This is a genomic window from Amycolatopsis regifaucium (assembly GCF_001613935.1).
Taxonomy (GTDB): domain Bacteria; phylum Actinomycetota; class Actinomycetes; order Mycobacteriales; family Pseudonocardiaceae; genus Amycolatopsis; species Amycolatopsis regifaucium.
In genome coordinates, this window is sequence record NZ_LQCI01000034.1 from 15,040 (window position 1) to 40,712 (window position 25,673).

Consider the following 25,673-nt stretch of genomic DNA (forward strand, 5'->3'; position numbering starts at 1 on the left):
TTTTCCAGCGCCGGCCGGTCCGCCGCCGTCGTCTCAGCGACGGCGGCGGACCGTTCCCCCTACCGCGACACCCCCGAGTACCGCGGTCGCGGCGAGCAGGATGCCCGCCTCGGTCCCTTGGAACCGCCAGAAGCGGCTGGACGGCTGGTACACGGTGAAGTCGCGGTAGCCCGCCGCCTCCGCGCAAGCGTTCGTTCCCTGGCCGCGAGGACATCCGGGAACGTCGTCGGTGAAACGCAGCTCACGCCCGTCCGGGGCGACCCTGCCCACTTGGACGATCAGGGCGCCCTCGGCGGAGGGATCCGCGCCGATCGTGCGCACCGGTTCGGCGTAGTGCGGCCGCAGGAGCAGCAAGGCGATCGAAGCCGCGACGAACACCGCGACCGTGATCGCGATGGCGGGCACCGTCTTGCGCACCAGCGCCCCGGCCGCGGCGCCGAGGGTGAAGGCGAACAGCCACCACGCCGCGGGAGCGATACCGACGGCGCCGAAGTACGAGGTCTCAGTGAGCGTTCCGGCCCTGCCGGGGAAGATCTCCAGCCAGCTGCCGAACATCTGCCCCGAGGCGAGCCCGGCGAGCGCCGCGCAACCGGCCAGGACACCGGACTTGACCCCCAGCCAGTGTCCCCGGCTCACCGATTGCGTCCACGCGAGCTGATGGGTGTTGCGCTCGTACTCCTTGGCGAGCAGCGGCGCGCCCCAGAAGACGCCGGCCAGCAAGGGAACGAACGGCAGCATCACCACCAGCGGGTAGATCTTCTGGTAGAGGTCTTCCAGCCCCTCGTCGCGTTCGCGGCACGGGACGCCGCCTCCGTAGCAGTATGAGGTGAGCAGTCCGTTCGCCGCGTCGAGGGCGATCCGGCCGGACACGAGCAGGACTCCGCCGACCGCGGCCAGAAACCCCAGGGTGACGAGCAGTTGAGTGCGATGCTGCCGCCAGGTGAGCCAGAGCAAGAACGTTTCCCTTTCTAGGAACGTCGCCGGATGGCGAAGGTCGCGGTGGCGGCGAGGAGTAGCGAAACACCCGCCAGGATCGCGGCCTCGGTCCACTGGAAGCGCCAGTAGAAGTCCTGCGGCAGGATCTTGAGCGCGGTGACCTGACCGGCGGCGTCCATGACCATGTCGACGACCCGGCCGCCGGGATCCTGCCCGGTCGGACCCGCCGCGCCCGGGACGACGAGCCTCGGTTCGGCGTAGAAGTCGCGCACACTGGTCACGCCGATCATGAGCCCCACGGTCACCGCGATGGTGACGGCGATGGCCGGAAGCGTTTTGCGGATGACCGCGCCCGCCGCCGTGCCCATGACGAAGCCGAAGAGCCACCACGCGCCTGGCGCCACGCCGGTCATCGCGAACAGGACCGGATTGTCGAAGTGATCGGTGAACTTCGTGTCCCCGCGATCGGTCGGGAAGACCTCCAGCCAACGCTGCATCATCGCGCCGAACGCGAGTCCGGCCAGCGTGGCGAGGGAGGCGAGGAACCCCAGTTTCACGCCGAGCCACCGGAATCGCGAGATCGACTGGGTCCAGGCGAGTTTCGTCGTGCCGCGCTCGTATTCGGCGGCGAGCAGCGGCGCTCCCCAGAACACCCCGATCGCGACCGGGGTGACCTGCAGCCAGGACAAATAGGTGTAGAGGTCGGCGAAGTGCTTCGCCGGATCCGGGCTGTCCGCCGCGGCGTTCCCGTTGATCAGCAACAGGATTCCGACCACGACGAGCAGGCCCGCGGTGACCATCAGCTGCATGCGGTGCTGACGGTAGGTGAGCCAGAACATCGTTTCCCCTTACGCCGAAGCCAGTGTGGGCCGCGGCAGACTCGCGGAGTCGGGCCGTCTGAGATAGGCGAGCACCAGTTCCTCCAGGTTCGCCGGCCGTTCGGTCCACTGTGGACCCAAGGGGACCGGCACGGTACGGGCGAAGACGGTCGCCTGCCTGCCCGCTCTGGCCTCGTCCACGACCACGACACGGTTGGCAAGCGCGTCGGCCTCCTCGGTCGGCCCGGAAAGGATCCGGTGCCCCGCCACGAGTTCGTCGATGTCCCCGCTGACCTGGACACGGCCGCCGTTGAGGACGATCAGCCAATCGCAGGTGTTCTCCAGGTCGGAGACGACGTGCGAGGAGAGCAGCACGGTCATGCCGGTTTCGGCGACCGCCTCCATCAGCCCGCGCATGACCTCGTGCCGGGCCAGCGGGTCGAGGTTCGCGAGCGGCTCGTCGAGCACCAGCAGATCCGGGCGTTTCGCGAGCGCGAGGGTGAGCGCGACCTGCGCGCGCTGCCCGCCCGAAAGCTTGCTCACCTTGTGTTTCAAGGGAAGCCGCAGCGAATCGATGCGTTTGTGCGCGAACTCGTCGTCCCAGCCGGGGTTCAGCCGCCTGCCGAATTCGAGCATCTCGGCGATGCTGAAGCCGGGGTACAACGGTTTGTCCTGCGCCAGGAACGCGGTGGTTCCTTGGATCGAGACCGAGCCGAGGGTCGCGTCGAGCAGCCCGACGGCCAGGTGCAGGAAGGTCGTCTTGCCCGCGCCGTTGGGCCCGACCAGTGCCACGACCCGTCCTTTCGGGACGGACAGGGAACAGTCGCGCAGTGCCCATTTGCGGTGGTAGCGCTTGCCGAGGCCGGTGGCTTCGATGACGGGTTTCTCATTCACGCGGTTCGCTCCCCTCGAAAGCCGTCGACCACCACAGAGGTGAACAACGCCTCGACGTCTTCCTGATCCAGTCCCGATTCGCGGGCGTCGCGGACCCAGACCCCCAGGCTCTTCCGCAACCGCGCGTGCTCGGTGAACGAAGCACCCCCGAGCGTCTTCTGCACGAAGGTGCCGAGGCCGGGCTTTCCCTCGACGAGCCCTTCGCGCTCCAGCTCGCGATAGGCCTTGAGGACGGTGTTGGGGTTGATCGCCAGCTCGGCGACCACTTCCTTCGCCGTCGGCAGCCGGTCGCCCGGCTCCAGCAATCCCAGCCGGATGGCGTGTTTGACCTGCTGGACGAGCTGGACGTACGTGGCGACGCCCGAGCCCTTGTCCAGGTGGAAGGTGACCACTGGCAACACCCTTTCACTATTTAAGTAGTGAAAGGGTGAAGGCAGGTGGGCGTGCTTGTCAAGACGAGAACGCGTTTCGTCCTCTAAACGCGGTTCTTCGACCGCGGAGAGTCCTGGAGGGGGCGGGCCGCACCCGGCCCGCCCGGCCCTCCCCAGGATGTCGCCGAGAGACGGCGACGAGGAACCCCAGTCACGAAGAGCGCCAGTTCGACGACACGAGGGGTCACGTCGAGCTGGCACTACCCCCAACCCCCACCGCCGTCAGCCGGCGGTGCCTGTGCAGAGTGAAGGTGTCCACCGTCGTACCGGAACCGAATGGGGGGTCCTGCCCGTCTTGTTGGTTGGGCACGGTTCCGGCGACGGGTCCTCGGTGGACACAGCCCAAGGATCACCGGGGCCGGATGCAGGGCGCTTGCACTACGCTTGCAGGCTCTGACGAGGTGTGGGCGGAGGTGGCCGGGTGGAGTTCCGCGTCCTCGGCGCCGTCGAGGCGTGTGCCGACGGCGGCCCGGTCGATCTCGGCTCGCCCAAACAGCGGCTCGTGCTGGCGGTTCTGCTGCTGGAGGCGGGCAAACCGGTCCCGCGCGACCGGATCATCGACCTGCTCTGGCCCGAAGAACCGCCGGTCAGTGCCCGGAACACCGTTCAAGCGCTGGTGTCCCGGTTGCGGGCGGTGTTCCGCGGCGCGGGCGGTCCGGAGATCGTTTCCGAAGGGACCCGTTACCTGCTGAAGGTCGATCCGCGCCAGGTCGACCTGCACCGGTTCACCGACTTGACCGCGCGGGCCCGCAAGGCCGACGACGAGACCGCCGTGGAACTTCTGGACGAGGCGCTCGGATTGTGGCGCGGCGAGGCGTTGTCCGACGTCGTGAGCGGCGAAGTCGCCCAGCGCCTGTGCGGCGGCATGAACGAGGCGCGCTGGACCGCGCTGGAGGATCGCGCCGAGGCCCAGTTGCGGCTCGGCCGCGGCCGGGAGGTGCTCGCGGAACTGACCGAACTGGTCGCCGCGCATCCTCTGCGCCAGCGGTTCGTCGGGCAGCTCATGCTCGCCCTGCACCGCGAAGGCCGCACCGATGACGCGCTCGAAGCCTTCCGTGCGCTGAGGGACAGGCTCGGTGGCGAGCTGGGCCTCGACCCGTCCCCGGAGCTGCGCAAACTCGAAGCCGCCATCCTGGCCGCGGATCCCGCTCTCGAACCGGCGGCAGGCCCGGTCAAACCCGAGCCGGTGCGCCCGGCGCAGCTTCCCCACGACGTCCGGGGATTCGCCGGCCGGGCGGCCGAGTTGGAGCGGCTCGACGAAGCGACCCGTCCGGCGGGTGAGGGTACCGACATCTGGGTGATCAGCGGGACCGCCGGCGTCGGCAAGACCGCGCTGGCCGTCCGCTGGGCACACCGCGTCCGCGACGCGTTCCCCGACGGTCAGCTCTACCTCGACCTGCGGGGCTTCGACCCCGACCACGAACCGCTCACCCCGGCGGTCGCGCTCACGCAGCTCCTCCAGGCGCTCGGCACCGCGCCGAAGGCCATCCCACCGGACACCGACGCACGGGCCGCGCTCCTCCGTTCCCTCCTCGCCGACAAACGGGTCCTCCTGGTCCTCGACAACGTGCGCGACACCGGTCAGGTGATGCCGCTGTTGCCGCCGTCGGGCACCGTCCTGGTCACCAGCCGCCAGCGGCTCGGCGACCTCATCGCCCGCACGGGCGCCCGCGCGCTCCCGCTGTCCGTGCTGCCCGCCGAGGACGCGCGACATCTGCTGGAGGCCGTGCTCGGCAGTGAACTCGTCGCGGCCGAGGCGGGCGCGNNAGGCGGGCGCGGCGGCGGAACTGGCCCGCCTGTGCGGACATCTCCCGCTCGCCCTGCGGATCGCGGCGGCCAACCTCGGCGCGAGCGGTGAACCCGAAATCGCCGAACTCGCCCGTGAGCTAGCCGGTGGCGACCCCTTGGCGGAGCTGACCGTCGACGGCGCCGAGGAAAGCGCCGTGACCACCGCGTTCGGCGTCTCCTACCGGGCGCTGCCCGAGGAACACCGCCTCCTGTTCCGCAGGCTCGCGCTCGTCCCCGGCCAGACGTTCACCGCTCCCGCCGCGCAGGCGCTGACCGGTGCCCCGCTTTCCCGGGCGAACCAACAGCTCAAGGCGCTCGCGGCGGCGCATCTGGTCGAGCGCTACACCCCTGGCCGCTATCGGTTCCACGACCTTCTGCGCAGTTTCGCGGCGGGCCGCACGCTCTCCGAAGACACGAAATCCGAACGCGACACGGCGGAGAGGCGGCTCCTCGAGAGCTACCTGACCACCGCCGACGCCGCCGGCCGCGTCCTCATCCCCCACTTCTTGCGACTGCCGCGCGAAGAACCGCAGGACACCCCCTTCGCCGACACCGACGAGGCACTGGCCTGGCTGGACGCCGAGTGGCCGAACCTCGCCGCCGCCGTCGAACACAGCGCCGAACACGGCCCGCCCGAGTTCTCCTGGCATCTGGCCGACGCGCTGCGCGCCTTCTTCCACCAGCGCGGCCATCACGCGGAATGGATCGACACCGCGTCGACCGCCCTCAAGGCCGCCCGCCGCAGCGGCGCCGGACAGGCACAGGCGGCGATGCACCTGAGCATCGCGCTCGCCTGCGTCAACAGCGGCCGCTACGACGAGGCACGCGAACATCTCACCAGCGCCTTGCGCGGAGATCTGCTCGACGGCTGGGACGCGGGCCGCGCGGCCGTGCTCAACAATCTGAGCGCCGTGCACCAACGCCTCGGCGATCCGCAGGAGGCGATCCGCTGCGGACTGGAATCCCTCCGGCTGTGCGAAGAACTGAACATGCCGGGCATCTCGATGGCACTCGCGAACCTCGGTTTCCCGTACTGGCAGACCGGCCAGCTCGACGAGGCGCTCGCCAACTTCACCCGCGCGCTCGCGGTCTCCGAACGCGACGGCGCCCGGTTCAGCGTCGCGGTCCTGCTGGTCGACCTCGGCAACGTGCACCGTGATCTGGGCCTGACCGACGAGGCCTACGATTTCTACACCCGAGCGCTCGCGGCCAACCGCGAACTCGGCTACACCTACGGTGAAGCCACGGCCCTGTCCGGCAGAGCCGTCCTCGAAAGCAGGCTCGACCCCAGCGAGCAGAACCGCGAGGACGCCCTCGAAGCCGTCGAACTCACCCGCAAGATCGGCGACCGGGGCACCGAGGCCTGGACCCTCGCCGGACTCGGCGAAGTCTGCCTGCGCCTCGGCCTGCCCGAGGAGGCCGCCGAACATCAGCGGCTCGCGTTGTCGATCGCGCGCACGACGAGCTTCTTCTGGTGTGAGGCCGCCGCGCGGACCGGGCTCGCGGAAGCGCTGCTGGAACTCGGGAAACTCGACGAGGCCCGGACGCACGGCGAGCTGGCGCTCGAACTCGCCGCCCGCTCCGGGTACCGGCTCGCCGAGGAACGGGCGAAGCTGATCCTCGACAAGCTGTAGAGAGTTGATCGTTGCTGGTGGGCGCCGAACTTCCGGCGTCTCCGGTGCCCGCGCTCGCGGTGAGGTACATGAGGCCTTCGCGACGTGGGGCGGCACTGATCGACGAGCCGATCGCGCCCTCGGTGTCCACAACGGACATTCCCTGAACGCTGAGCGTCCGGTTGAAGACTTCATGTCCGGTTCTCTGCGGCGTCTTGAGTGTTAAATACAGTTATTCAGGTGTAAGGCAAATATGGCGCGATCGGCTCGTTGCCGTGAAGGTCCCCTTGCCTACCCTGAAGGTAGCGGAGGAGGCCTTCGCTACTTGGTTGCCGCACTGAGACACGGCGCGAAACTCCGTGTCCGATTTGGACCCGATTAGGATGAGAACCCCACTTGGCGCTCACGACCCCCTCGGAAACCACGCACTCTGCTCAAGCCGGACAATACTTGCCAGAAAATGTCCTTTGTGGACACACTGCCCTCGTCCCGGCTTCCGGAGCCAGTCCGGACCCGCAAGAGAGCACGCCACATTTGGCTCACCCTTCTGGATACCTGGGCGTGGTCACCAGTCTTGCTCACGTGAAGTACATGATGGCCCCCTTCCTTGCGTTAGGCGCAAGGAAGGGGGCCATCATGTACTGGGCAAGGGGTGAAGGTCGAATTCCTGCGCTGGCTGCGTGAAGGGGCCTTCACGTGCGCCGTCGTTGCGGCTGATGGTGCTACTGGCGCTTGTGATGACCTTCCGCGACAAAAACACCTTTGACGAGCAAGACCCACGACACCCTCCCGAAACCTCGCAAAGTGCCAAGTCGGGCGGTCGGCCGTCGCAAAGTGTCCCTTTATCGAGCGCCACGTTGAGACGGTGACCATCCCCGGCGAGGCGCTGAGGACATCCGTGCCGCCCTCGTCCGCTCGGCAAGACCCTGCTCAAGCTCACCGCCGTAGGTACAACCGCCTCGCGCCTTCGTGGTCAGACCCGCACTTCGTCCACGCGGACCGGTCGGCGTTCGCGACGGGAGACCTCGCAGGCTTCGGCGATGTAGAAGGCCTCCAGCGCGTCGGCGGCACCGCACGGACTCGGCGCACGCCCGGCCGCGACCTCCAGGAACGCCTTCAGCTCGCTGACATACGCCGGGCGGAACCGCTCCATGAACCCGGGACAAGCCGGACCGGGCAACGGCTGTACACCGGGCTCCACCGAGGTCAGCGGCGTGCGCTCGTCCAGGCCCACCACCGCGTTCCCGGCCGAACCGAGCACCTCCAGCCGGACGTCGTAGCCCGCGCCGTTGTAGCGGGTCAGCGAGACCGCGGCCAGCGTGCCGTCGTCCAGCGTCAGGGTCGCGGCCGCGGTGTCGACGTCACCGGCGTCGACGAAGAACCGCTCACCCTTGTTCGCCCCGACGGCGTAGACCTCCACGACCTCACGGCCGCTGACGAATCGGACGGCGTCGAAGTCGTGCACCCCGCAGTCACGGAACAGGCCACCGGAATGCGCGACGTACTCCGCGGGAGGGGGCGCCGGATCCAAGGTGGTGGCGCGCAGGGTGTGCAGCCAGCCCAGTTCACCCGACACCACCGCGGCGCGGGCGGCCGCGTAGCCCTCGTCGAATCGGCGCTGGAAACCGATCTGCACCGGCACGGCCGAACCGGAGATCTTGTCGATCACCGCGAGCGTGCCGGGGATGTCGGCGGCGACGGGCTTCTCGCAGAACACCGGGATGCCCGCGTCCACGGCCCGGAGGATCAGTTCCGGATGCGCGTCCGTCGCGGCCGCGATGACCAGTCCGTCCAAGGAGGACGCGAAGAGCGCGGATAGGTCCGCCGCCGCTTCGACACCGAGTTTGGCCGCGGCCGCCTGGGCGCGCCCGCCGTCGACGTCGGCCACTATCACGGACGAAACCTCGTCGAAGCCCTTCAAGGTTTCGGCGTGCGAAGTGCCGATCCGGCCGGTGCCGGCAAGTCCCAACCTCATTCTCTTGCCCTTTCTAGAGCGCGGCGGTGGTCGAGCGGACCACCAGCGACGGATGCAGCAGATGCCGGACCGGTTCGGTGCGTTCGCCCCGGATCCGTTCGAGCAGGGCCTCGACGGCCAGCCGTCCCATTTCGGTGCGCGGCTGGTCCACTGTGGTCAGTGAGAGATGACGCAACGCGGCGAGCGAGGTGTTGTCGTAGCCGACCACGGAAACGTCTTCCGGCACCCGCAGGCCCGCCTCCTCCAGCGCGGAGATCGCGCCGACGGCGTTGAAGTCGTTGCCCGCCACCAAAGCCGTCGGCAGCTGGGCCCGCGTGTAGTCGCCGAGCAGTTCGTGCACGGCCTTCTCCCCGGCGGTGTCGGTGTGTTCACTGTGCACGATGATCGGATGCAGGCGGTGCCGTCGCATCGCCTGCTGGTATCCCCGGCGCCGGGCGGCCGCCCCGGCCGCGACGCCGCCGTCCAGATGGGCGATTCGCCGGTGCCCCAGGGAAACGAGATGCTCGACGGCCAGCGCGGAACCCGCCTCGCCGTCGTCGTTCACCGTGTCCACGTCCCGCACGCGCGAGGTGCGCGAGACGAGGACGACCGGACATTGCGCGGCCGCTTCCTCGATCGCCATCGCGGGCAGCACCGGCGACAGCAGGATCACCCCCGCCGGGCGGAAGGAGAGCAGGTTCCGCAGCGCGGCGCGTTCGCGCGCGGGACTACGGCCACCGGTGTTGAGGATCAGGTTGAAGCCGGCGGCCTCGGCCGCCGCGTCGAGCCCTTCGACGACGTCGGCGAAGAAGGCGTTGCGCAGATCGGAGACCATCACGCCGAGCACGGTGGAGGTCCGGCTGGCCAGCGACCTGGCCATGGCGTGCGGCTCGTAGCCGAGTTCGTGGGCCGCGCACAGCACCCGCGTCCGCCGTTCGTCGGAGACGTTCGGCGCGTTGCGCATCACCAGTGACACGAGCGCACGGGAAACCCCCGCTTTCGCGGCGACGTCCTCCATCGTCGGTCGTGCCATCGCCGCATCTCCCCTGTCTCGTCTATCCGGTCTGCCTGCCGAAACCCGCCCTTGACTTTGCTGTGACGGACGCTACATGATTAGAGCGCTCTAATCAATAGAGCGCTCTAATCCACTCCCTACCGGAGGTCGCCGATGACATCCCGGATCCGAATCGCCGCCGCCCCGATCTCCTGGGGCGTGTGCGAAGTCCCCGGCTGGGGTCGTGTGCTCGACACGGGGACCGTTCTGGGTGAAATGGCGGACCTGGGCGTCCGCGCCACCGAACTCGGCCCTCCGGGATATCTGCCGCGTGACCCGGCCGCGCTGCGCGAACTGCTCGGCGGGTACCGGCTCGACCTGGTGGGCGGTTTTCTCGCCGTCGTGCTGCACAAGGATCCCGAAGCCGCGTTGGCCGAGGCGGAGGAGTCGGCGGCGCTGTTCGCCGCCTGCGGTGGCGACCTGCTCGTGCTCGCCGCCGCGACGGGGCTCGACGGCTACGACGACAAGCCGAAGCTGACCGACGCCGAATGGGCGACCTTGATCGAAACCTCGGGCGAGATCGCGAAAATCGCCGAGCGCCACGGTCTTCGCACTGTGCTGCATCCCCACGTCGGGACGCAGGTGGAGACCGAGGCGGAGGTCGAGCGCTTCCTCGCCGATTCCGTTCTCCCGTTGTGCCTGGACACCGGACATCTGCTGATCGGCGGCACCGATCCGGTCGCGCTCGCCGGCCGCCACCCGGATCGGATCGGTCATCTGCACCTCAAGGACGTACGCGGCGAACTCGCCGAAGACGTCCGCGCCGGCAGGCTTCCCTACGCCGAAGCGGTGGGCCAAGGTTTGTACGTCCCGCTCGGTGACGGGGACGTCGACATCGAAGCGATGATCAGGTCCGTCCACGAGGCGGGCTATGCCGGGTGGTACGTGCTCGAACAGGACACCGCGTTGAGCGAGCGAAGCCCGGAAGATCTGCCGAAGCGGGATGTGGCCAGGAGCCTGGCGCATCTCGAGGAAATCGTCAGCCGGCTCCCGGCTGCCAAGTAGGAAAGAAGCGAGGAGAGACGACGATGTCCCATCGCTTTAAGGCGGTTCTGGTGGCCGCGGCGGGGCTCTTGCTCCTGTCCGCGTGCACCGGGCCGAAGGCCGAGGAGAAACCCGCCGAGGGCGCCGGTCCGGCGTCGACCCAGCCCAGCGGGCCGCTCCGGGTCGCGGTCATCTCGCACGGCACGGCGGGTGACGCGTTCTGGAACGTGGTCAAGAACGGCGCCGAGGAGGCGGGCAGGCAGCTCGATGTCCAGGTCGAGTACAACTCCGACGGAGACCCCGGCAACCAGGCCAAGCTGATCGACAACGCGGTCGCCCAGCGGGTCGGCGGGCTGGTGGTGTCGATGGCGAACCCGGAGGCGCTCAAGACCTCGATCGAGAACGCGGTGCGCGCCGGGATCCCGGTGATCACCATCAACTCCGGCGAGGACAAGAGCGCCGGGTACGGCGCGCTCACCCACGTGGGGCAGAACGAGACCATCGCCGGCGAGGAGGCCGGGAAGAAGTTCAAGGAACTCGGCAAGAAGAAACTGCTCTGCGTGGTCCACGAAGCGGGCAACGTCGGGCAGGCGCAACGGTGCGACGGCGCCAAGACCGGCTTCGCGGATGACGTGCAGACCCTGCAGGTCGACATCAGCAACCCCACCGACGCGGAATCCCGGATCAGGGGCGCCGTGCGGACCGACTCCTCCCTCGACGCCGTTCTGACCTTGAACTCCCAAGTCGCGGCTCGGGCGGTGAGCGCGATCAAGGCGGTCGGCTCGAAGGCCCAGGTCGGCACCTTCGACCTGAATACCGACGTGGTCGGCGCGATCAAGGCGGGCGACGTGGTGTTCGCGGTCGACCAGCAGCAGTACGAACAGGGCTATCTCCCGGTGCAGTTCCTCAAGCTCTACCGGGACAACGCCAATGTCGTCGGCGGCGGGAAGCCGGTGCTCACCGGCCCCGACCTGGTCGACAAATCCACTGTGGACACCGTCGGCCAGTACGTGCAAAGGGGCACGCGATGACAACCACCACCCTCGACGAACGGATCGCGAAACCCCGGCTGCTCGACAGGCTGGTCGTCCGCCCCGAGATCGGCGCGCTGCTCGGCGCCGTCGTCGTCTTCCTGTTCTTCACCCTCGTCACCGATCAGTTCTTCAGCGGCAGCGGGGTGGCGACCTGGCTGGACGACGCCTCGACCCTCGGCATCATGGCGGTCGCCGTGTCGCTGCTGATGATCGGCGGCGAATTCGACCTCTCGGCAGGCGTGATGACCGCGTCCACCGCCCTCGTCACCGCGACACTGGCGACGCAGGCGGGCTGGAACGTCTGGCTGGCGCTGTTCGCGTCGCTGGTCTTCGCCCTCGCGGTCGGCGCGTTCAACGGCTGGCTGGTGCTGCGCACCGGGCTGCCCAGTTTCATCGTCACCCTGGGCACGTTCCTCGCCTTGCAAGGGCTCAACCTCGGCGTCACGCGGTTGGTCACCGGCACCGTCCAGGTGTCCGGGATGCGCTCGACCGACGGCTACGAGTCCGCCGGCTTCGTCTTCGCGTCCACAGTGGACGTCGGGGGGACGGCGTTCCAGATCTCGATCGTCTGGTGGATCGGGTTCGCCGTCCTGGCGGCCTGGCTGCTGGTCCGTACCCGGTTCGGCAACTGGGTCTTCGCCGTCGGCGGCTCCGCACCCAGTGCGCGCGCGGTCGGGGTGCCGGTGATGCGCACCAAGATCATGCTGTTCATGACCACCGCGCTCGCCGCGTGGCTGGTCGGTTCGATCAACATCCTGCGCTTCGCGAGCGTCCAGGCGAACCAGGGCATCGGGCTGGAATTCCAGTACATCATCGCGGCCGTGATCGGCGGTTGCCTGCTGACCGGCGGTTTCGGTTCGGCGATCGGCGCCGCGATCGGCGCACTGATCTTCGGGATGGCGCGGCAGGGCATCGTCTTCGCCCGCTGGGACAGCGACTGGTTCATGCTGTTCCTCGGCGTCATGCTGCTGTCCGCGGTCCTGGTCAACAACGCCTTCCGGCGGCGCGCGGAAAGGGTACGGCGATGAGCCATAGCCAAGTCGAAGAGCTGCTCTCGGTCAAGGAAGTCGGCAAGACCTACGGCAGCGTGATCGCCTTGCGGGACGTGTCCACCGTGGTCAACGCGGGCGAGGTCACCTGCGTTCTCGGCGACAACGGTGCGGGCAAGTCCACCTTGATCAAGATTCTCGCGGGAGTCCACCAGCACGACAGGGGCGAGTTCCTGGTCGAGGGCGAGCCGGTCAAGTTCGCGTCCCCGCGTGAGGCGCTCGATCGCGGTATCGCGACGGTGTACCAGGATCTGGCGGTCGTGCCGCTGATGAGCGTGTGGCGGAACTTCTTCCTCGGCTCCGAACCGACGATCGGCTTCGGCCCGTTCCGGGCACTGGACCGGAAGAAGGGGCGCGAGACGACCAAGAAGGCGTTGTCCGACATGGGCATCGACCTGCGTGACGTCGAGCAGCCGGTCGGCACCCTGTCCGGTGGCGAGCGACAGTGCGTCGCCATCGCGCGGGCGGTCCACTTCGGAGCGAAGGTGCTGATCCTCGACGAGCCGACAGCGGCGCTGGGCGTGAAACAGGCCGGTGTCGTGCTCAAGTACGTCGCGCAGGCCCGTGATCGCGGGCTCGGCGTCGTGCTGATCACGCACAACCCGCATCACGCCTATCCCGTGGCCGATCGGTTCCTGCTGCTCAAACGGGGCGCGCCGCTCGGCTCCTACGAGAAGTCCGAGATCGACCTCGCGGAGCTGACCCGGCAGATGGCGGGCGGCGCGGAACTGGAAGCCCTCGAACACGAATTGCGCGCCGCGGAGTCTCCTTCATGACCGCTCTCGAAGCATTGACCGTCGGCCGGGTCGGGGTGGACCTCTATCCCGAGCAGAGCGGCGTGCCGCTGGCCGGGGTCAGCACCTTCGCCAAATCGCTCGGCGGCACCGCGACCAACGTCGCGGTCGCCGCCGCGCGGCTCGGTCGCTCGACCTCGGTGCTGACGAAGGTCGGCCCCGATGGGTTCGGCGACTACGTACGGCAGGCACTGCGCGAGTTCGGCGTGTCACCCGACCACGTCGGGACCTCGGCGGGGCTGCAGACACCGGTGGTGTTCTGCGAACTGAACCCGCCCGCGGATCCGCCGCTGCTGTTCTACCGGTCACCGGTCGCGCCGGACCTGACACTCGACGAAGCCGACGTGCCTTGGGACATCGTGGAAGCGGTGCCGCTGCTGTGGGTCACCGGGACCGGCGTGTCGGTCGAACCGGCACGCGAGACCCAGCGCGAGATGCTCCGGCGCCGCGGACGGCGGTCGCATACCGTGCTCGACCTCGACTTCCGGCCGATGTTCTGGGCCGACGCCGAAACCGCGCGCGTGGAGATCGGCTGGATGCTCGACCACGTCACGGTGGCGGTCGGCAACCGCGCCGAGGCGGAGGTCGCCGTCGGAACGGCGGATCCCGACGAGGCCGCGTCCCGGATGCTGGCCAGGGGCGTCGAACTGGCGGTGATCAAGAAGGGCGCCGAAGGTGTTCTGGTGGCCACCGCCAAGGGGCGCTGGACGGTGCCGCCGCAACGGGTCGAGGTCGTGTGCGGGCTCGGCGCCGGTGACGGCTTCGGCGGCGCGCTGATCCACGGCCTGCTGTCCGGCTGGGATCCGGTGCGCATCGCGACCTACGCCAACGCGGCGGGCGCGCTCGTCGCGTCCCGGCTGGCCTGCGCCGACGCCATGCCCACCGCCGACGAGATCGAGGAGTTGCTGTGAGCAAGCTGCACCGTCCACACGGGACGCTTTCCGACGAGCGGGACCCGGTCCGGCTCACCCCCGATTCGGCGGGCTGGGCCTACAGCGGCCTTCGGGTGCTTTCGCTGCGCGCGGGCGAGAAGCGGGCCGTGCGCACGGGCGAGTACGAAGCGTTCGTCCTGCCGCTGTCCGGCGCGTGCACGGTCCGCGTCGATGGACAGGTCTTCGACCTCGCCGGACGTGACTCGGTGTTCACGCGGGTCACGGATTTCGCCTACGTGCCCCGCGATGCCGAAGTCGAATTGTCGACGGTGGACGGCATCGAGGTGGCGTTGCCGATGGCTCGCTGCACCCGCCGTCTCGAACCGCGCTACGGCCCGGCCGAGAACGTCCCGGTGGAGTTGCGCGGGGCCGGGCAGGCGACGAGACAGGTCACCAACTTCGGTGTGCCCGGGGTCTGGGACCACGCGGAGAAGCTGAACGCGTGCGAGCTGATCACCCCCGGCGGCAACTGGTCGTCCTACCCGCCGCACAAACACGACGAGGCGTCCGGATGCGAGGTCGTCAACGAGGAGATCTACTACTTCCGCATCGCCGGCCGTGACGGCGTGACCCCTTCACGCGAGGGCTTCGGTCTCCATCGGACGTACACTTCGGACGGTGAGCTGGACGAGGACGTCGCGGTCCGGGACGGTGACGTCTTCCTGATCCCGCGCGGTTATCACGGTCCTTGTGTCGCCGCCCCGGGTTATCCGATGTACTACCTGAACGTCCTGGCCGGGCCCGCGGCCGAACGGTCGATGGCCTTCTGCGACGACCCCGCGCACGGCTGGGTCCGCGAGACCTGGGATGACCAGGAACTCGACCCGCGCTGCCCGGTCACGAGCCACGAAGGACGGGTGTCATGAAACTGACCACCGCACAGGCGCTGGTGCGCTGGCTGCTCGCGCAGCGGTCGGAGGCCATGGACGGCCGGGAGGTCCCGTTGTTCCCCGGCGTGTTCGCGATCTTCGGGCACGGCAACGTACTCGGGCTCGGCACCGCGCTGGAGGAACACCGCGAGGAACTGCCGCTGTGGCGTGGCCAGACCGAACAGGGCATGGCGCTCGCGGCCGTCGGCTACGCCAAGGCGACGCACCGGCGCCAGGTCGGCGTGGTGACGTCGTCGATCGGGCCCGGCGCGCTGAACATGGTCACCGCGGCCGGGGTCGCGCACGCCAACCGGCTGCCGGTACTGCTGCTTCCCGGCGACACCTTCACCAGCCGCGCACCGGATCCGGTACTGCAGCAGGTGGAGCATTTCGGCGATCCGACAGCCACGGTCAACGACGCGTTCCGGGCGGTGAGCCGGTATTTCGATCGGATCACCCGGCCGGAACAGTTGCTTTCGACACTGCCGCAGGTCGCCAGGGTGCTGACCGATCCGGCGGACGCGGGTCCGGTGACCCTCGCACTGCCCCAGGACGTCCAGGTGGAGACCTACGACTTCCCGGACGCGCTGTTCGAACCGGTGACCCATCGCCCGCCGCGTCCCCGGCCCGACCGGCGGACCCTCACCGAGGCGGCGGGCGTGCTGCGCGCGGCCCGGAAACCGTTGCTGGTACTCGGGGGCGGCGTCCGGTATTCCGGTGCCGGCCGGCGCGCGCTGGCCTTCGCCGAACACCACGGCATTCCGGTCACCGAAACCACGGCAGGGCGCACCCTGGTCCCCCACGGACATCCACTGCACGCCGGCCCGCTGGGTGTCACCGGCTCGACGTCGGCGAACGTCCTGGCCGCCGAAGCGGATGTCGTCCTGGCCGTCGGCACCCGGTTGCAGGACTTCACCACCGCGTCGTGGACGGTGTTCTCCCCCGATGTCCGGTTGATCACCCTGAACGCCGCCCGGTTCGACGCGGTCAAGCACGGCGCGCTGGCCGTCGTCGGTGACGCCGACGCCGGTCTCTCGGAGCTGTCCGCCCAGTTGGAAAGCTGGCAGGTCGATCCTTTGTGGACAGAACGCGCCACGGCGGAACGCGGCCGCTGGGACGCGCATGTCGATTCCCTGCGCGCCGTTTCCGGCGGGGTTCCGACCTATGCGCAGGTCGTCGGCGTGGTCAACGACCTCTCCGAACCGCACGACTACGTGATGACCGCGTCCGGCGGGCTGCCGGGAGAACTGATCGGCGGCTGGCGGGGCTCGGGGCCGATCAGCATGGACGTCGAGTACGGGTTCTCGTGCATGGGCTACGAACTCGCGGGCGCCTGGGGCGCGGCGATGGCGCATACCGGCGGCTTGGTGACCACGATGCTCGGCGACGGCTCGTACCTGATGCTGAACTCGGAACTGTTCTCGGCCGCCTTCGCCGGGCATCCGTTCGTTGCGGTGGTCTGCGACAACGACGGCTACGCGGTCATCGCCCGGCTACAGGAGGGCCAAGGCGGCAAACCGTACAACAACTTCCTAGCCGACTGCCGCACAGCGCACGCCTCACCGCCGCGAGTCGACTTCGCACGCCATGCGGAATCGCTGGGGTGCACGGTGTTCACCGCGTCCTCTTCTGACGATGTGCGGGAGGCCTACGCGAAGGCACGCAAAGCGGCGGTGGCCGAAAACCGGCCGGCGGTGGTCGTGGTCCGGACCCGGCCGAACTCCTGGACCGAGGCGGGCGCCTGGTGGGAGGTCGGCGTTCCGGAGCATCTTTCCGGCCGAGGAGAGTTCGAGGAGAGCAAAGCGACGCAGCTCAGGTACTTGAAGGGCTGACGAGACGCACCGCCGCACGAATCCCCCCAGCGGGCTGGTGCTCTCCTTCGGCCAGGCCAGCACGATCCACAGTGGCTCGATGTCGACGATCGGCCGAGCCGGATTCGCCACCATCGCGCCCTCCAACGCGAGCGAGCACGGGGTCATCTCGCTGACGAAGGTCGCGGCACTCGAGTACGCGGACAAGAACATCCAGGTCAACGCGTTCGCTCCGGGGGCCGTGGACACCCCGATGCTCCGCCGCGCCGCGGAGGCCTTCGGGCTGACCTGCGAACAGATCGAGCGGGACTACCCGATCAAGCGCATCGTGCGGCCGGAGGAGCTGGCGACCGTGGTGATGTGGCTCAGCTCCCCGGAATCGAGCGCGGTGACCGGGACCGACGTCGACGCGAGCGGCGGTTACCTGACGGGCTGACTCACTTCACGAAGCTGGCGAAGTAGCCGGCCGCCATGTCCTCGTCGCCGTGCCCGGCCTCGGACGCGCGGGCGAAGCGGGCCCGGCCTGCCTCGACGGCGTCCATCCGGACACCCGCGCGAGCCGCGGCTTCGAGCACCAGCCGGGAATCCTTCTCGGCGTTGTCGACCGAGAAGGCGGTCGTGTAGTCGTTGTCGAGGATAGCGGCGGATTTGGCCTGGAAGTAGCCGCTGTCCATCGGGCCGCCGGTGACGACGTCGACGAAGTGCTTCGGGTCGACACCGAGGCCTTCGGCCAGCGCGAGTGCCTCGCCGACGCCGTGGGTCAGCGCGATCACCCAGGTGTTCAGCACCAATTTGAGCCGGCTCGCCGCGCCGGAGCGGCTGTCGTCGCTCACCCACAGCGTGCGCTTGCCGATCGTGTCGAACAGCGGCCGGACGGTCTCGCGCGCCTCGGGCGCGCCCGCCGCCAGCACGATCAGCTGCCCTTGTTCGGCGGGCTGGCGGGTGCCCTGGACCGGCGCGTCGACGAAGACGAGGCCCTGCTCGTCGGCGTAGGCGACGAGTTCGTCGACGGCGTCACCGACAGTGCTGAGCTGGACCCAGATCGTGCCGGCGGCGGGGGCGGCCGCGCGGATCGCTTCGAGCACCGCCTGGCCGTCGGTGAGGACGGTGATCACGACCCGCGCGCCTTCCACCGCTTCCGCGGCACTCGCGACCGCCTGGACTCCGTCCCCGGTCAGGGCTTCGGCCTTGGCCGGGGTGCGGTTCCAAGCGCGGACCGCGAAGCCTGCCTTACTCAGGTTGCGGGCCACCGCGGCACCGATGATGCCGGTGCCGAGCACCGCGACGGATTCCGTCATGACTGGCCTTCACTCCTTGTGGAACGCTCGTTAAAGAACACGCGTGCGAAAGACCACGCGTGGGCTGGGGGGAATTCGCTACGAAACCTGGAACATCACAACGCCTGAACGGTGGTTTCGACGACCTGGGTGAGCACCTGCCGGTCCGCGGTCTTGCCCAGCACCCGCAGGCCGTACATCGCGGCGAGGGTGAACCGCGCCAAGGCCCGAGGATCCCGGCTCGCGCCGATCTCGCCCTCCTGCCGCGCGGCGACGTACTCGACGTGGAAGGCGTCCTCCACCCGCTGGAAGTTGTGGCGGACCCGGGCGGTGACCTCCTCGTCGGTCCCGCCGAGTTCCAGGGCGGCGTTGACGGCGAGACAGCCACGATGCCCGGCTGAGGAGTTCGTCTCGTCCTCGACCACGTCCATCAAAACGCGTCTGATCCGCGCCCGGATGGTGCCCGGCGCGGCCAGCATCTCCTCGACCCGGGTGGCGGACGTCTCCTCGTAGCGGCGCAGCGCCTCGCTGAACAGCTGTTGCTTACCCGAGAAGGAGTGATACAGGCTGCCGCGGCCCAGACCGGTGCCGTCCACCAGGTCCTGGGCCGACGTGGCCGCGTACCCCTTGCGCCAAAACGTGTCGACGGCCGCGTCGAGTACTTCGGTGGGATCGAATCCCTTCGGCCGTGGCATGAGCCCAGCATCGCACGTTCTGTAACGCTCGGTCAAATATTGTGCCGGTCCGCTTGTAACGGGACGAGAGGCGCCGGTCAGTGCTCCGCCAGCAGGGAGCCGAAGCCGCGCACGCGGTCGGTGATGCCGTTCTGGCGCAGGGCGTGCCAGTACAGGGCGACGTTGTTCGAGACCACCGGTTTGCCGAGCCAGAACTCGGCGGCCGCGGCGAGGCGCGCCATGGCGACGTTGGTGCCGACCTGGACGATCGCTTCGACGTCGGCGCCGTCGATCTCCTTGACCGCGTCCCGGAGGCCGGTTTCGGAGACGTGGGAGATCTGGAGCGGGCTTGGCGCGCCGAGCCCCTGGACGCCCAGCAGGTCGTAGCCGCTGCCGGTGAAGAAGCGGCTCACCGGGTCGTCGCCGACCGGCGGGTACGGCGTGATGACCGCGATCCGCCGGGCTTCGAGGACCGCGAGTGCCGCGTCGAGCGCGTCCGGGCTCATCGTCACCGGGCGCCCGCCCGCGGCCTCCCGCATCGAGCCGAGGACACGGGCGTGCGATTCCGTTCCCTCCCAATAGCTTTCCGGGGAGACACCGATGATCACGCAGCCTGGATCACAACTGACGACACCCCGGATCGCCGGATGCGTCGATTCCCGGATGCCGTGCATGACGTGCTCGAATCCGGGCTGGTCGACCATGGAGTCGTCGTCGATGATCATCCGGCCGGTGTGGTTGGTGACGCCGTCGGGGCGCATCGCGTCCAGTTCCGGCTGGGCCGAGGTGTTGGTGGACGGAACGACGACGCCGACCTTGAGGCGGGGACCGAGGGAGTCGGGCACGGCGGTTCTCCTTCGTCTAAGCGGATTTCCTGACCCGGGCGCGGATCGCCGACACCAGTTCGCCGACCCCGTCCTCCTTGAGGACGCTGTAGTGGTCGCCTTGGAGCGTGATCACCTCCGGTGGCGTGGCCGAGTACCCGGAGCTGTTCTCGACGAACGAGTAGTCGTCGCCGTCGGCCTTGAAGAGGGTCACTGGAGCCGCGATCCGCCGCCGCGCCAGTTCGCGGAAGGTGTAGTCGAACTCGTAGGTCTCCTCGACGATACGGATGATCCGCCGGATCAGCCGCTCGTCAAGGGCGGGCAGCAGGTTCGCCACGAAGGCCACGAAACCTTCTTCGTCGCGGACGGTTTCCCGGCAGGCCCGCGGCTCCGGTCCGGAGATCGAGCCGAGGAAGACCGACAACAGGATCGTCAGGTAGGCCGGATTCGGATAGCTCGCCATCCGTTCGCCGCCGTCCCCGACCTCGGGGTTGCCGGGACAGATCAGCAGCAGGTCGTCCACCCGCTGCCCCTGCTGCTCCAGCTGCCACGCCGTTTCGAAGGCGACCCGCGCGCCGAACGAGTAACCCCACAGTGTGTAGGGGCCTTCCGGCTGGACACGCCGGATCTCGGCGACGTCGGCCTCCGCCATCTCCGCGACGGTCGCGTAGGGCGTCTCGCCCTCGTTGACGCCGTGTGCTTGCACGCCATAAAACGACCGCCCGAGGCCGTTTCGCGCGGCGAGCGGCCGCAGGTTCATCGGGTAGCCGCCGAGTCCGGGCCAGCAGAACACCGGGCTGCCGCCGCCGGTCGCCAGCGGAACCAGCCGCGACGACGGCTCGGCGGAATCCTCACCGATGCGGGCGGCGAGATCGGCCAGCTTCGGGCATTCGAAGACGACCTGCAGCGGCAACCGGGTGCCGTACTCGCGATTGATCCGGTTCACCAGCGAGACCGCGGTCAGTGAGTTGCCGCCGACGGCGAAGAAGTCGTCCCGCACCGAAACGTCGTCGTACTTCAGCGCCTCGCCCCACACCTCGGCCAGCCATCGCTCGTGGGCCGTCGAGGGTGCGACATACGGCGTGTCGCCGCTCGCGGAACGCACGGCGTCGCTCTCCGCCAGCATCCTGGCGTCGACCTTTCCGTTGGCGGTCAACGGCAACTCGTCCAGCACCAGCACCCGGTTGGGGATCATGTAGTCCGGCAAGGTGTGGGCCAGCTCGTCGCGGATGATCTCCGCCGGCCCCTTCATGTGCACCGCGTCTTCGCGCATACCCTCGTCGCGTATCTGCGCCTGGCTCACCTTGCCGCCGACGAAGAAGTACGAAGGCCCGGGCGCGATCCCTTGTCCGGCGAGGATGTCGTCGATCCGCCGGGCGGCGGGCAACGGGTTCCCGCTCTTCGAGCTGTAGCCCGAGGACATCAGGCCCAGCGCCGAACCGTTGCGCTGCAAGTGATGCAGTTTCTTGCCGAGGCCGAGGTATACGAGCCGTTCGTCGGCCGCGCGGCTGACGGCGGTGATACCGAAGGCCGCGCGCTCGTACACCTGCTGGTTGATCGCGATCACGTGCTTGCGCTCGATCAGCTTGCCGGAGAGCCGCTCGAAATCCCCGTCCCGCCACCGATAGGTACCGGCGGGCAGCCCTTCGACCCGGCCCGGATGGGCCTGGACGAACAGTTCGGTGTCGTCCCGCCGCGGCGTGCCGTCGTTGGCGTGCCAGGAGAACGTGCCGAGATAGTGGTCGTCGTCGGCGGCACCGACGCGGCCGGCCACCCCGCTGTCGGACGCCGCCGGGCTGATCGTGAGGCCGTACCCGGGCAGGATCTCCTCGAAGACACCGACCATGTGGCCGGCCTCGAATTCGAGGACCTCCCGGATGTTGTTCCGGTAGACCGGTTCGATGGCTCCGGTACGGCCGAGGAAGTGCACCGAGTGCCCGATGGTCGCACTCTCGGCGAGCAAGATCAGCGTGTGGTCGATCGGGTGGTAGTAGTAGATCCCGGCGCCGAGCCCCTCGAGACCACTGGTCTCCAGGTACAACTGCGTCGCGTACAGCGCGCCCGGCGAGGCGTAGGAGTACTTGGGCAGCAGACGCTCGTCGCTGGTGAATCTGCCGAACCACCGCAGCAGCTCCCCCAGTTCGGCGAACGAGAGCTCGCCGGGTTCGCGGGAGTACGTGCTGACCGGGCCCGGCGTCAGGAGCGCGGCGAGGTCGTCGCGGGTGACCGCCCCGCCTTCGTAGTACCGGTAGGTCTTGCGGGCGAACACCTCCCGCCGCTGACGGCCGGTCTCCTGCTTGCCCGGCAACACGGTGACCGGGCGATCCCCCGTGTCACGTACCCCCGGATTCGACAGCTGTGCCTTGACCTGGAGTTTGCTGGCCTTGGACTGATGATGCCCGCCGTGGTCGCCCTGATCCATCAGCGCGGCCTCCCGCGGATTCAGTTCCACGCAGGCGACGAGTGCCTTCGAGCCGGTCCGCGCGTCGTCGATCACCACCGCCGCGGCCCGGCGCACCCAGGTGTGTTCCTCGATCGCCACGGTGATCTCGTCCAGTTCGACGCGGTGGCCACGCAGTTTGACCTGGTTGTCGGCGCGGCCGACGAACTGGATGGTGCCGTCCGGGTTCCAGTAGGCGAGGTCGCCGGTGCGGTAGAGCCGCTCGGTCGCCGCGATGGGATTCGGCACGAACCGCTCGCGCGTCTGCTCCGGCCGGTTCAGATACCCGCGGGCCAGCTGGATCCCGCCGATGTACAGCTCACCTGTTTCCCCGATGTCGACCGGCGCGAGATCGCTGTCGAGCACGAAGCACTGGGTGTTGTCGACCGGCACACCGATCGAGATCGTCCCGGCGCCTTCGTCGATCGTGTCCGGGTCGACGAGGTGCGCGGTCGCGTTGATCGTGCATTCGGTCGGCCCGTAGAGGTTGACCAACCGCGCCGACGGCAGCTCACGGGCGAGTTCCCTGGCCAGCTGACGCGAGAGCGCTTCGCCGCCGGAGAACACCTTCCGCAACGTGGTGCAGGTGCCGAAGCGCTCCGTGTCGAGCAGAGCCTGCAGCAGCGTCGGAACGCACTGCAGCGTCGTGACGTCGTGCTCCACCACGGCGTCGATCAGGGCCTCGGGATCCCGGAACGCGCCGGGCGCGCTCATCACCACGCGGGCGCCCGCGGCAGGCGCCAAGATCTCCCACTGTGCGGCGTCGAAGCTCATCGGTGTCTTTTGCAGCACCGTGACATCCGGGGCCAGGTGACCGCAGGCCCGCAGCCAGCGCATCTGGGACACGACGCCGCGGTGCTCGATCATCACGCCCTTCGGTTTGCCGGTGCTGCCCGAGGTGTAGATGACGTAGGCGAGCGCATCCGGGCGAGGCTCACGCGGGATCCCGCCGGTCTCGCCACGGACGTCGGCCACGGAAACGATCCGCGTCCCGGCGGGCGCCAGCCCGGTGAGCCGCGCGGCGAGGTGGGGCTGTGTGACGACGACGCCGGTGCGGCTGTCTTCGAGCATGTAGCGAAGCCGGTCTTCCGGATACTCCGGGGACAACGGCAGATAAGCGGCACCGGCGGCGAGGATGCCCCACGCTCCGACCATCAGGTCCGCGGATGGCTCGACGTAAAGACCGACGGGATCGTCCGTGCCGATCCCCAGTCCGGCGAGGTGCGCGGCGAGTTCCGTAGCCGCTTCTTCGAGTCCGCGAAAAGTCACTTCGCGGTCACCATCGACGACGGCCACCGCCTCCGGCCGCGTTCCCGACCAGTAGCCGAGCAGATCCGTGAGACAGGTGCCGGAACGGACGCGATGATGCGGCGTGACGTTGTCGGTCGAGGTCATGGTCATCCCCCAGTGCGAATTCCGTGGTTTTCGTTCCCAGTGTCAAAGGAGGGGTGCGGCCTTCACGGGATACCGGCCGACAAACGAGAATCCGAACAGCGCCCGGCCGTCCCCTCTTTGCCACCCTTTGGGGCGGGAACGCTCATCCGGCGTCCGAAGCCACGACAATCGAAACCATGATTCCCACTTTTGTCTTCGTGCACGGTTCGGCGAGTTCGGCGCACGGCTGGACGGCGACCCAGCGGGAAATGGCGGCGCGCGGCTACCGGACGCTCGCGATCGATCTCCCCGGCCGCGGCGCGGGTTTCACCCGCGCCTACCACGAACAGGACCTCGAAACCTTCGCGGCCGAGCCGTCGGTGATGAGTGAACTCACCTTGGACGACTTCGTCGGACAGGTCATCGACGCCGTCCGTCGAGTACGCCACCACGGCCCGGTGATCCTGGTCGCGCACAGCTTCGGCGGACTCCCGGTCACCGGCGCGGCCAACGCGATTCCCGAGCTGATCGACCGGATCGTCTACATCGCCGCCCAGTGCCCGGTGGACCGCGCGCCGGGGGAATATCCCGCGCTGCCCGAATGGTCGTCCGCCGAATTGTTCACCGCGACGGCGCCGCTCCTCGTCGGCGATCCGGCGCGACAGGGTTTCATCCGGGTCAACTGGCGGGGCGCCGACCGCGAGCAGCGCGCCGCGCTCCGGAACGCCGTCGCCGCCGAACTCACCGAGGAGGAGTACCTCCAGGTCGTCGTCACCAGCCAGCCGGACGAGGTGTTCTGGCTGACCGGACCCGAATGGGACCTCCGCGCCGACAAGGAGACCTGGGGCCGGATCCCCCGCACCTTCGTCAAACTGACCGAAGACCGGTCCATGCCGCTCGCCGTGCAAAACCTCTACATCACCGAGGGCGACGCGCTCACGCCGGACAACCCGTTCGACGTCCGCGAACTCGACAGCGGTCACGCCGGCTTCCTCCGGAAGCCCGCCGGGCTGGCCGAGATTCTCGACGCGCTCAGCGTCCGAGCAGGCGCCGGATCTCGGTGACGGCCGCCCGGCCCGCGCGGTTCGCTCCGACGGTGCTGGCTGACGGCCCGTAGCCGACCAGGTGCAGCCGCGGTTCGGCGACGACCCGGGTGCCGTCCATCCGGATCCCGCCGCCCGCGGCGCGCAGGCGCAGCGGCGCGAGATGGTCGATGGCGGCGCGGAAACCGGTGGCCCACAGGATGACGTCGGCCGGCTCGAAGGTCCCGTCCGCCCGCCTCACGCCGTCCGGGGTGATCCGCTCGAACATCGGGCGGCGGTCGAGGGTCCCCGCGGCCAGCCCCGCCCGCACCTCGGGCGTCACCGCCAGATCGGTCACGCTGACCACGCTTTCCGGCGGCAGGCCCTCTCGGACCCGCCGGTCGACCCTGGCCACGGCCTCACGGCCCCAGTCCTCGCTGAACGGCTCGTCGCGCCAGACCGGCGGACGCCGGGTCACCCAGCGCGTCGACCGGGCGAAGGGGGCGATCTCCAGCAGCAGCTGGACCGCCGACGAACCGCCGCCGACCACCACGACGCGTTTGCCGCGGAAGTCGCCGACGCCGGTGTAGTCGGCGGTGTGCAGCTGGCGGCCGCGGAAGGTCTCCTGGCCCGGGTAGTACGGCCAGAACGGCCGGTCCCAGGTGCCGGTCGCGCTGATCACCGCGCGAGCCGCCCACGTCTCCGTCGCACTCGCCACGATCAGGCGGTCTTCCTCGGCGCTCACCGAGAGGACGTCGACAGGGCGGTGGACGGGAAGGTCGTAGGTGCGTTCGAAGCGACCGAAGTATTCGGAGACGACCTCGGCCGCGGGCAGCTTCGGATCCGGGACGCCGAACGCCATCCCGGGAAGGTCGTAGACACCGTGGACCTTCTCCATCACCAGCGAAGGCCAGCGGTACTGCCACGCGCCCCCGGGGCGTTTGCCGTGGTCGAGCACGACGAAACCCGCCTCGTTGGCGAATCCCGCGCGGCGCAGATGGTACGCCGCCGACAGGCCGGCCTGTCCCGCGCCGATCACCGCCACGTCGACTTCGTGATCCGCCTTCATACCGGGTTCAACGGTGGCGGACTCCCGATATT

Annotated in this window: 22 protein-coding genes; 11 read left to right on the forward strand and 11 right to left on the reverse strand. The window is 69.0% G+C overall.

Features of this window, described 5'->3' with window-relative positions:
• Positions 1-33 precede the first annotated feature (33 nt).
• From AVL48_RS23860 to AVL48_RS23875, 4 genes are read right to left on the reverse strand one after another with little or no spacing between them, the layout of a single operon-like run.
• The gene (locus AVL48_RS23860; protein WP_061988984.1) at positions 34-954 is read right to left on the reverse strand and encodes a transmembrane transport protein; all 921 of its coding nucleotides are present in this window, start codon (positions 952-954) and stop codon (positions 34-36) included.
• A 14-nt stretch (positions 955-968) separates the two neighbouring features.
• Positions 969-1,775 (reverse strand): transmembrane transport protein, encoded by an 807-nt coding sequence (locus AVL48_RS23865; protein ID WP_061988986.1) that lies wholly within the window; start codon positions 1,773-1,775, stop codon positions 969-971.
• Positions 1,776-1,784: 9 nt separating this feature from the next.
• Entirely contained in the window at positions 1,785-2,648 is an 864-nt protein-coding gene (locus tag AVL48_RS23870) for an ABC transporter ATP-binding protein (RefSeq protein WP_061988987.1), read from the reverse strand.
• Positions 2,645-3,040, reverse strand: a complete 396-nt coding sequence (locus AVL48_RS23875) for a GntR family transcriptional regulator (protein WP_061988989.1) — start codon at positions 3,038-3,040, stop codon at positions 2,645-2,647. Before AVL48_RS23875 ends, AVL48_RS23870 begins: the two co-directional genes overlap by 4 nt.
• Before the next feature lie 541 nt (positions 3,041-3,581).
• Here AVL48_RS23875 and AVL48_RS40245 point away from each other — a divergent pair.
• Together AVL48_RS40245 and AVL48_RS40250 are read left to right on the forward strand one after the other, a co-directional pair.
• Entirely contained in the window at positions 3,582-4,937 is a 1,356-nt protein-coding gene (locus AVL48_RS40245) for an AfsR/SARP family transcriptional regulator (protein ID WP_428839396.1), read from the forward strand.
• A gap of 700 nt (positions 4,938-5,637) precedes the next feature.
• Positions 5,638-6,501: a tetratricopeptide repeat protein gene (locus AVL48_RS40250; protein ID WP_248846479.1), complete on the forward strand. Its 864-nt coding sequence runs from the start codon at positions 5,638-5,640 to the stop codon at positions 6,499-6,501.
• A gap of 952 nt (positions 6,502-7,453) precedes the next feature.
• Here the strand turns inward: AVL48_RS40250 and AVL48_RS23885 are convergent.
• Positions 7,454-8,455 (reverse strand): Gfo/Idh/MocA family protein, encoded by a 1,002-nt coding sequence (locus tag AVL48_RS23885; RefSeq protein WP_061988994.1) that lies wholly within the window; start codon positions 8,453-8,455, stop codon positions 7,454-7,456.
• Between the two features lie 13 nt (positions 8,456-8,468).
• Positions 8,469-9,467, reverse strand: coding sequence for a LacI family DNA-binding transcriptional regulator (locus AVL48_RS23890; protein WP_061988996.1), 999 nt, complete (start codon positions 9,465-9,467; stop codon positions 8,469-8,471).
• 135 nt (positions 9,468-9,602) lie between these two features.
• Between AVL48_RS23890 and AVL48_RS23895 the strand changes: the two genes are divergently transcribed.
• From AVL48_RS23895 to AVL48_RS23930, 8 genes are all read left to right on the forward strand, one after another.
• Positions 9,603-10,493 carry a sugar phosphate isomerase/epimerase family protein gene (locus AVL48_RS23895; RefSeq protein WP_061988998.1) on the forward strand — a complete coding sequence of 297 codons (891 nt, stop codon included), beginning with the start codon at positions 9,603-9,605 and terminating at the stop codon, positions 10,491-10,493.
• Positions 10,494-10,516: 23 nt separating this feature from the next.
• Positions 10,517-11,503 carry a substrate-binding domain-containing protein gene (locus AVL48_RS23900; protein WP_061989000.1) on the forward strand — a complete coding sequence of 329 codons (987 nt, stop codon included), beginning with the start codon at positions 10,517-10,519 and terminating at the stop codon, positions 11,501-11,503.
• Positions 11,500-12,534, forward strand: coding sequence for an ABC transporter permease (locus tag AVL48_RS23905; RefSeq protein ID WP_061989002.1), 1,035 nt, complete (start codon positions 11,500-11,502; stop codon positions 12,532-12,534). Before AVL48_RS23900 ends, AVL48_RS23905 begins: the two co-directional genes overlap by 4 nt.
• Positions 12,531-13,331 (forward strand): ATP-binding cassette domain-containing protein, encoded by an 801-nt coding sequence (locus AVL48_RS23910; RefSeq protein WP_061989004.1) that lies wholly within the window; start codon positions 12,531-12,533, stop codon positions 13,329-13,331. Before AVL48_RS23905 ends, AVL48_RS23910 begins: the two co-directional genes overlap by 4 nt.
• Positions 13,328-14,260 (forward strand): 5-dehydro-2-deoxygluconokinase, encoded by a 933-nt coding sequence (iolC, locus tag AVL48_RS23915; protein ID WP_061989005.1) that lies wholly within the window; start codon positions 13,328-13,330, stop codon positions 14,258-14,260. The genes AVL48_RS23910 and iolC overlap by 4 nt, the downstream gene beginning before the upstream one ends.
• Positions 14,257-15,147 (forward strand): 5-deoxy-glucuronate isomerase, encoded by an 891-nt coding sequence (gene iolB / locus AVL48_RS23920; RefSeq protein ID WP_061989007.1) that lies wholly within the window; start codon positions 14,257-14,259, stop codon positions 15,145-15,147. Before iolC ends, iolB begins: the two co-directional genes overlap by 4 nt.
• A complete protein-coding gene (gene iolD / locus AVL48_RS23925; RefSeq protein WP_177242290.1) occupies positions 15,144-16,982 on the forward strand; it encodes a 3D-(3,5/4)-trihydroxycyclohexane-1,2-dione acylhydrolase (decyclizing) in 1,839 nt (612 codons plus the stop codon). The genes iolB and iolD overlap by 4 nt, the downstream gene beginning before the upstream one ends.
• Before the next feature lie 79 nt (positions 16,983-17,061).
• Positions 17,062-17,397, forward strand: a complete 336-nt coding sequence (locus AVL48_RS23930) for an SDR family NAD(P)-dependent oxidoreductase (protein ID WP_082857799.1) — start codon at positions 17,062-17,064, stop codon at positions 17,395-17,397.
• A gap of 1 nt (position 17,398) precedes the next feature.
• On the opposite strand, the gene AVL48_RS23935 is transcribed toward AVL48_RS23930, so the two are convergent.
• The 4 genes from AVL48_RS23935 to AVL48_RS23950 form a co-directional block, all read right to left on the reverse strand.
• Positions 17,399-18,259: an NAD(P)-dependent oxidoreductase gene (locus tag AVL48_RS23935; protein WP_061989012.1), complete on the reverse strand. Its 861-nt coding sequence runs from the start codon at positions 18,257-18,259 to the stop codon at positions 17,399-17,401.
• A 95-nt stretch (positions 18,260-18,354) separates the two neighbouring features.
• Positions 18,355-18,933 (reverse strand): TetR/AcrR family transcriptional regulator, encoded by a 579-nt coding sequence (locus AVL48_RS23940; protein ID WP_061989014.1) that lies wholly within the window; start codon positions 18,931-18,933, stop codon positions 18,355-18,357.
• Between the two features lie 77 nt (positions 18,934-19,010).
• Positions 19,011-19,757, reverse strand: coding sequence for a maleate cis-trans isomerase family protein (locus tag AVL48_RS23945; RefSeq protein ID WP_061989015.1), 747 nt, complete (start codon positions 19,755-19,757; stop codon positions 19,011-19,013).
• A gap of 16 nt (positions 19,758-19,773) precedes the next feature.
• Positions 19,774-23,571 carry an amino acid adenylation domain-containing protein gene (locus tag AVL48_RS23950; protein ID WP_061989100.1) on the reverse strand — a complete coding sequence of 1,266 codons (3,798 nt, stop codon included), beginning with the start codon at positions 23,569-23,571 and terminating at the stop codon, positions 19,774-19,776.
• A gap of 176 nt (positions 23,572-23,747) precedes the next feature.
• Between AVL48_RS23950 and AVL48_RS23955 the strand changes: the two genes are divergently transcribed.
• Positions 23,748-24,614: an alpha/beta hydrolase gene (locus tag AVL48_RS23955; protein ID WP_061989017.1), complete on the forward strand. Its 867-nt coding sequence runs from the start codon at positions 23,748-23,750 to the stop codon at positions 24,612-24,614.
• Here the strand turns inward: AVL48_RS23955 and AVL48_RS23960 are convergent.
• Positions 24,583-25,641, reverse strand: a complete 1,059-nt coding sequence (locus AVL48_RS23960) for an NAD(P)-binding domain-containing protein (protein WP_061989018.1) — start codon at positions 25,639-25,641, stop codon at positions 24,583-24,585. The genes AVL48_RS23955 and AVL48_RS23960 overlap by 32 nt on opposite strands.
• Positions 25,642-25,673 lie beyond the last annotated feature (32 nt).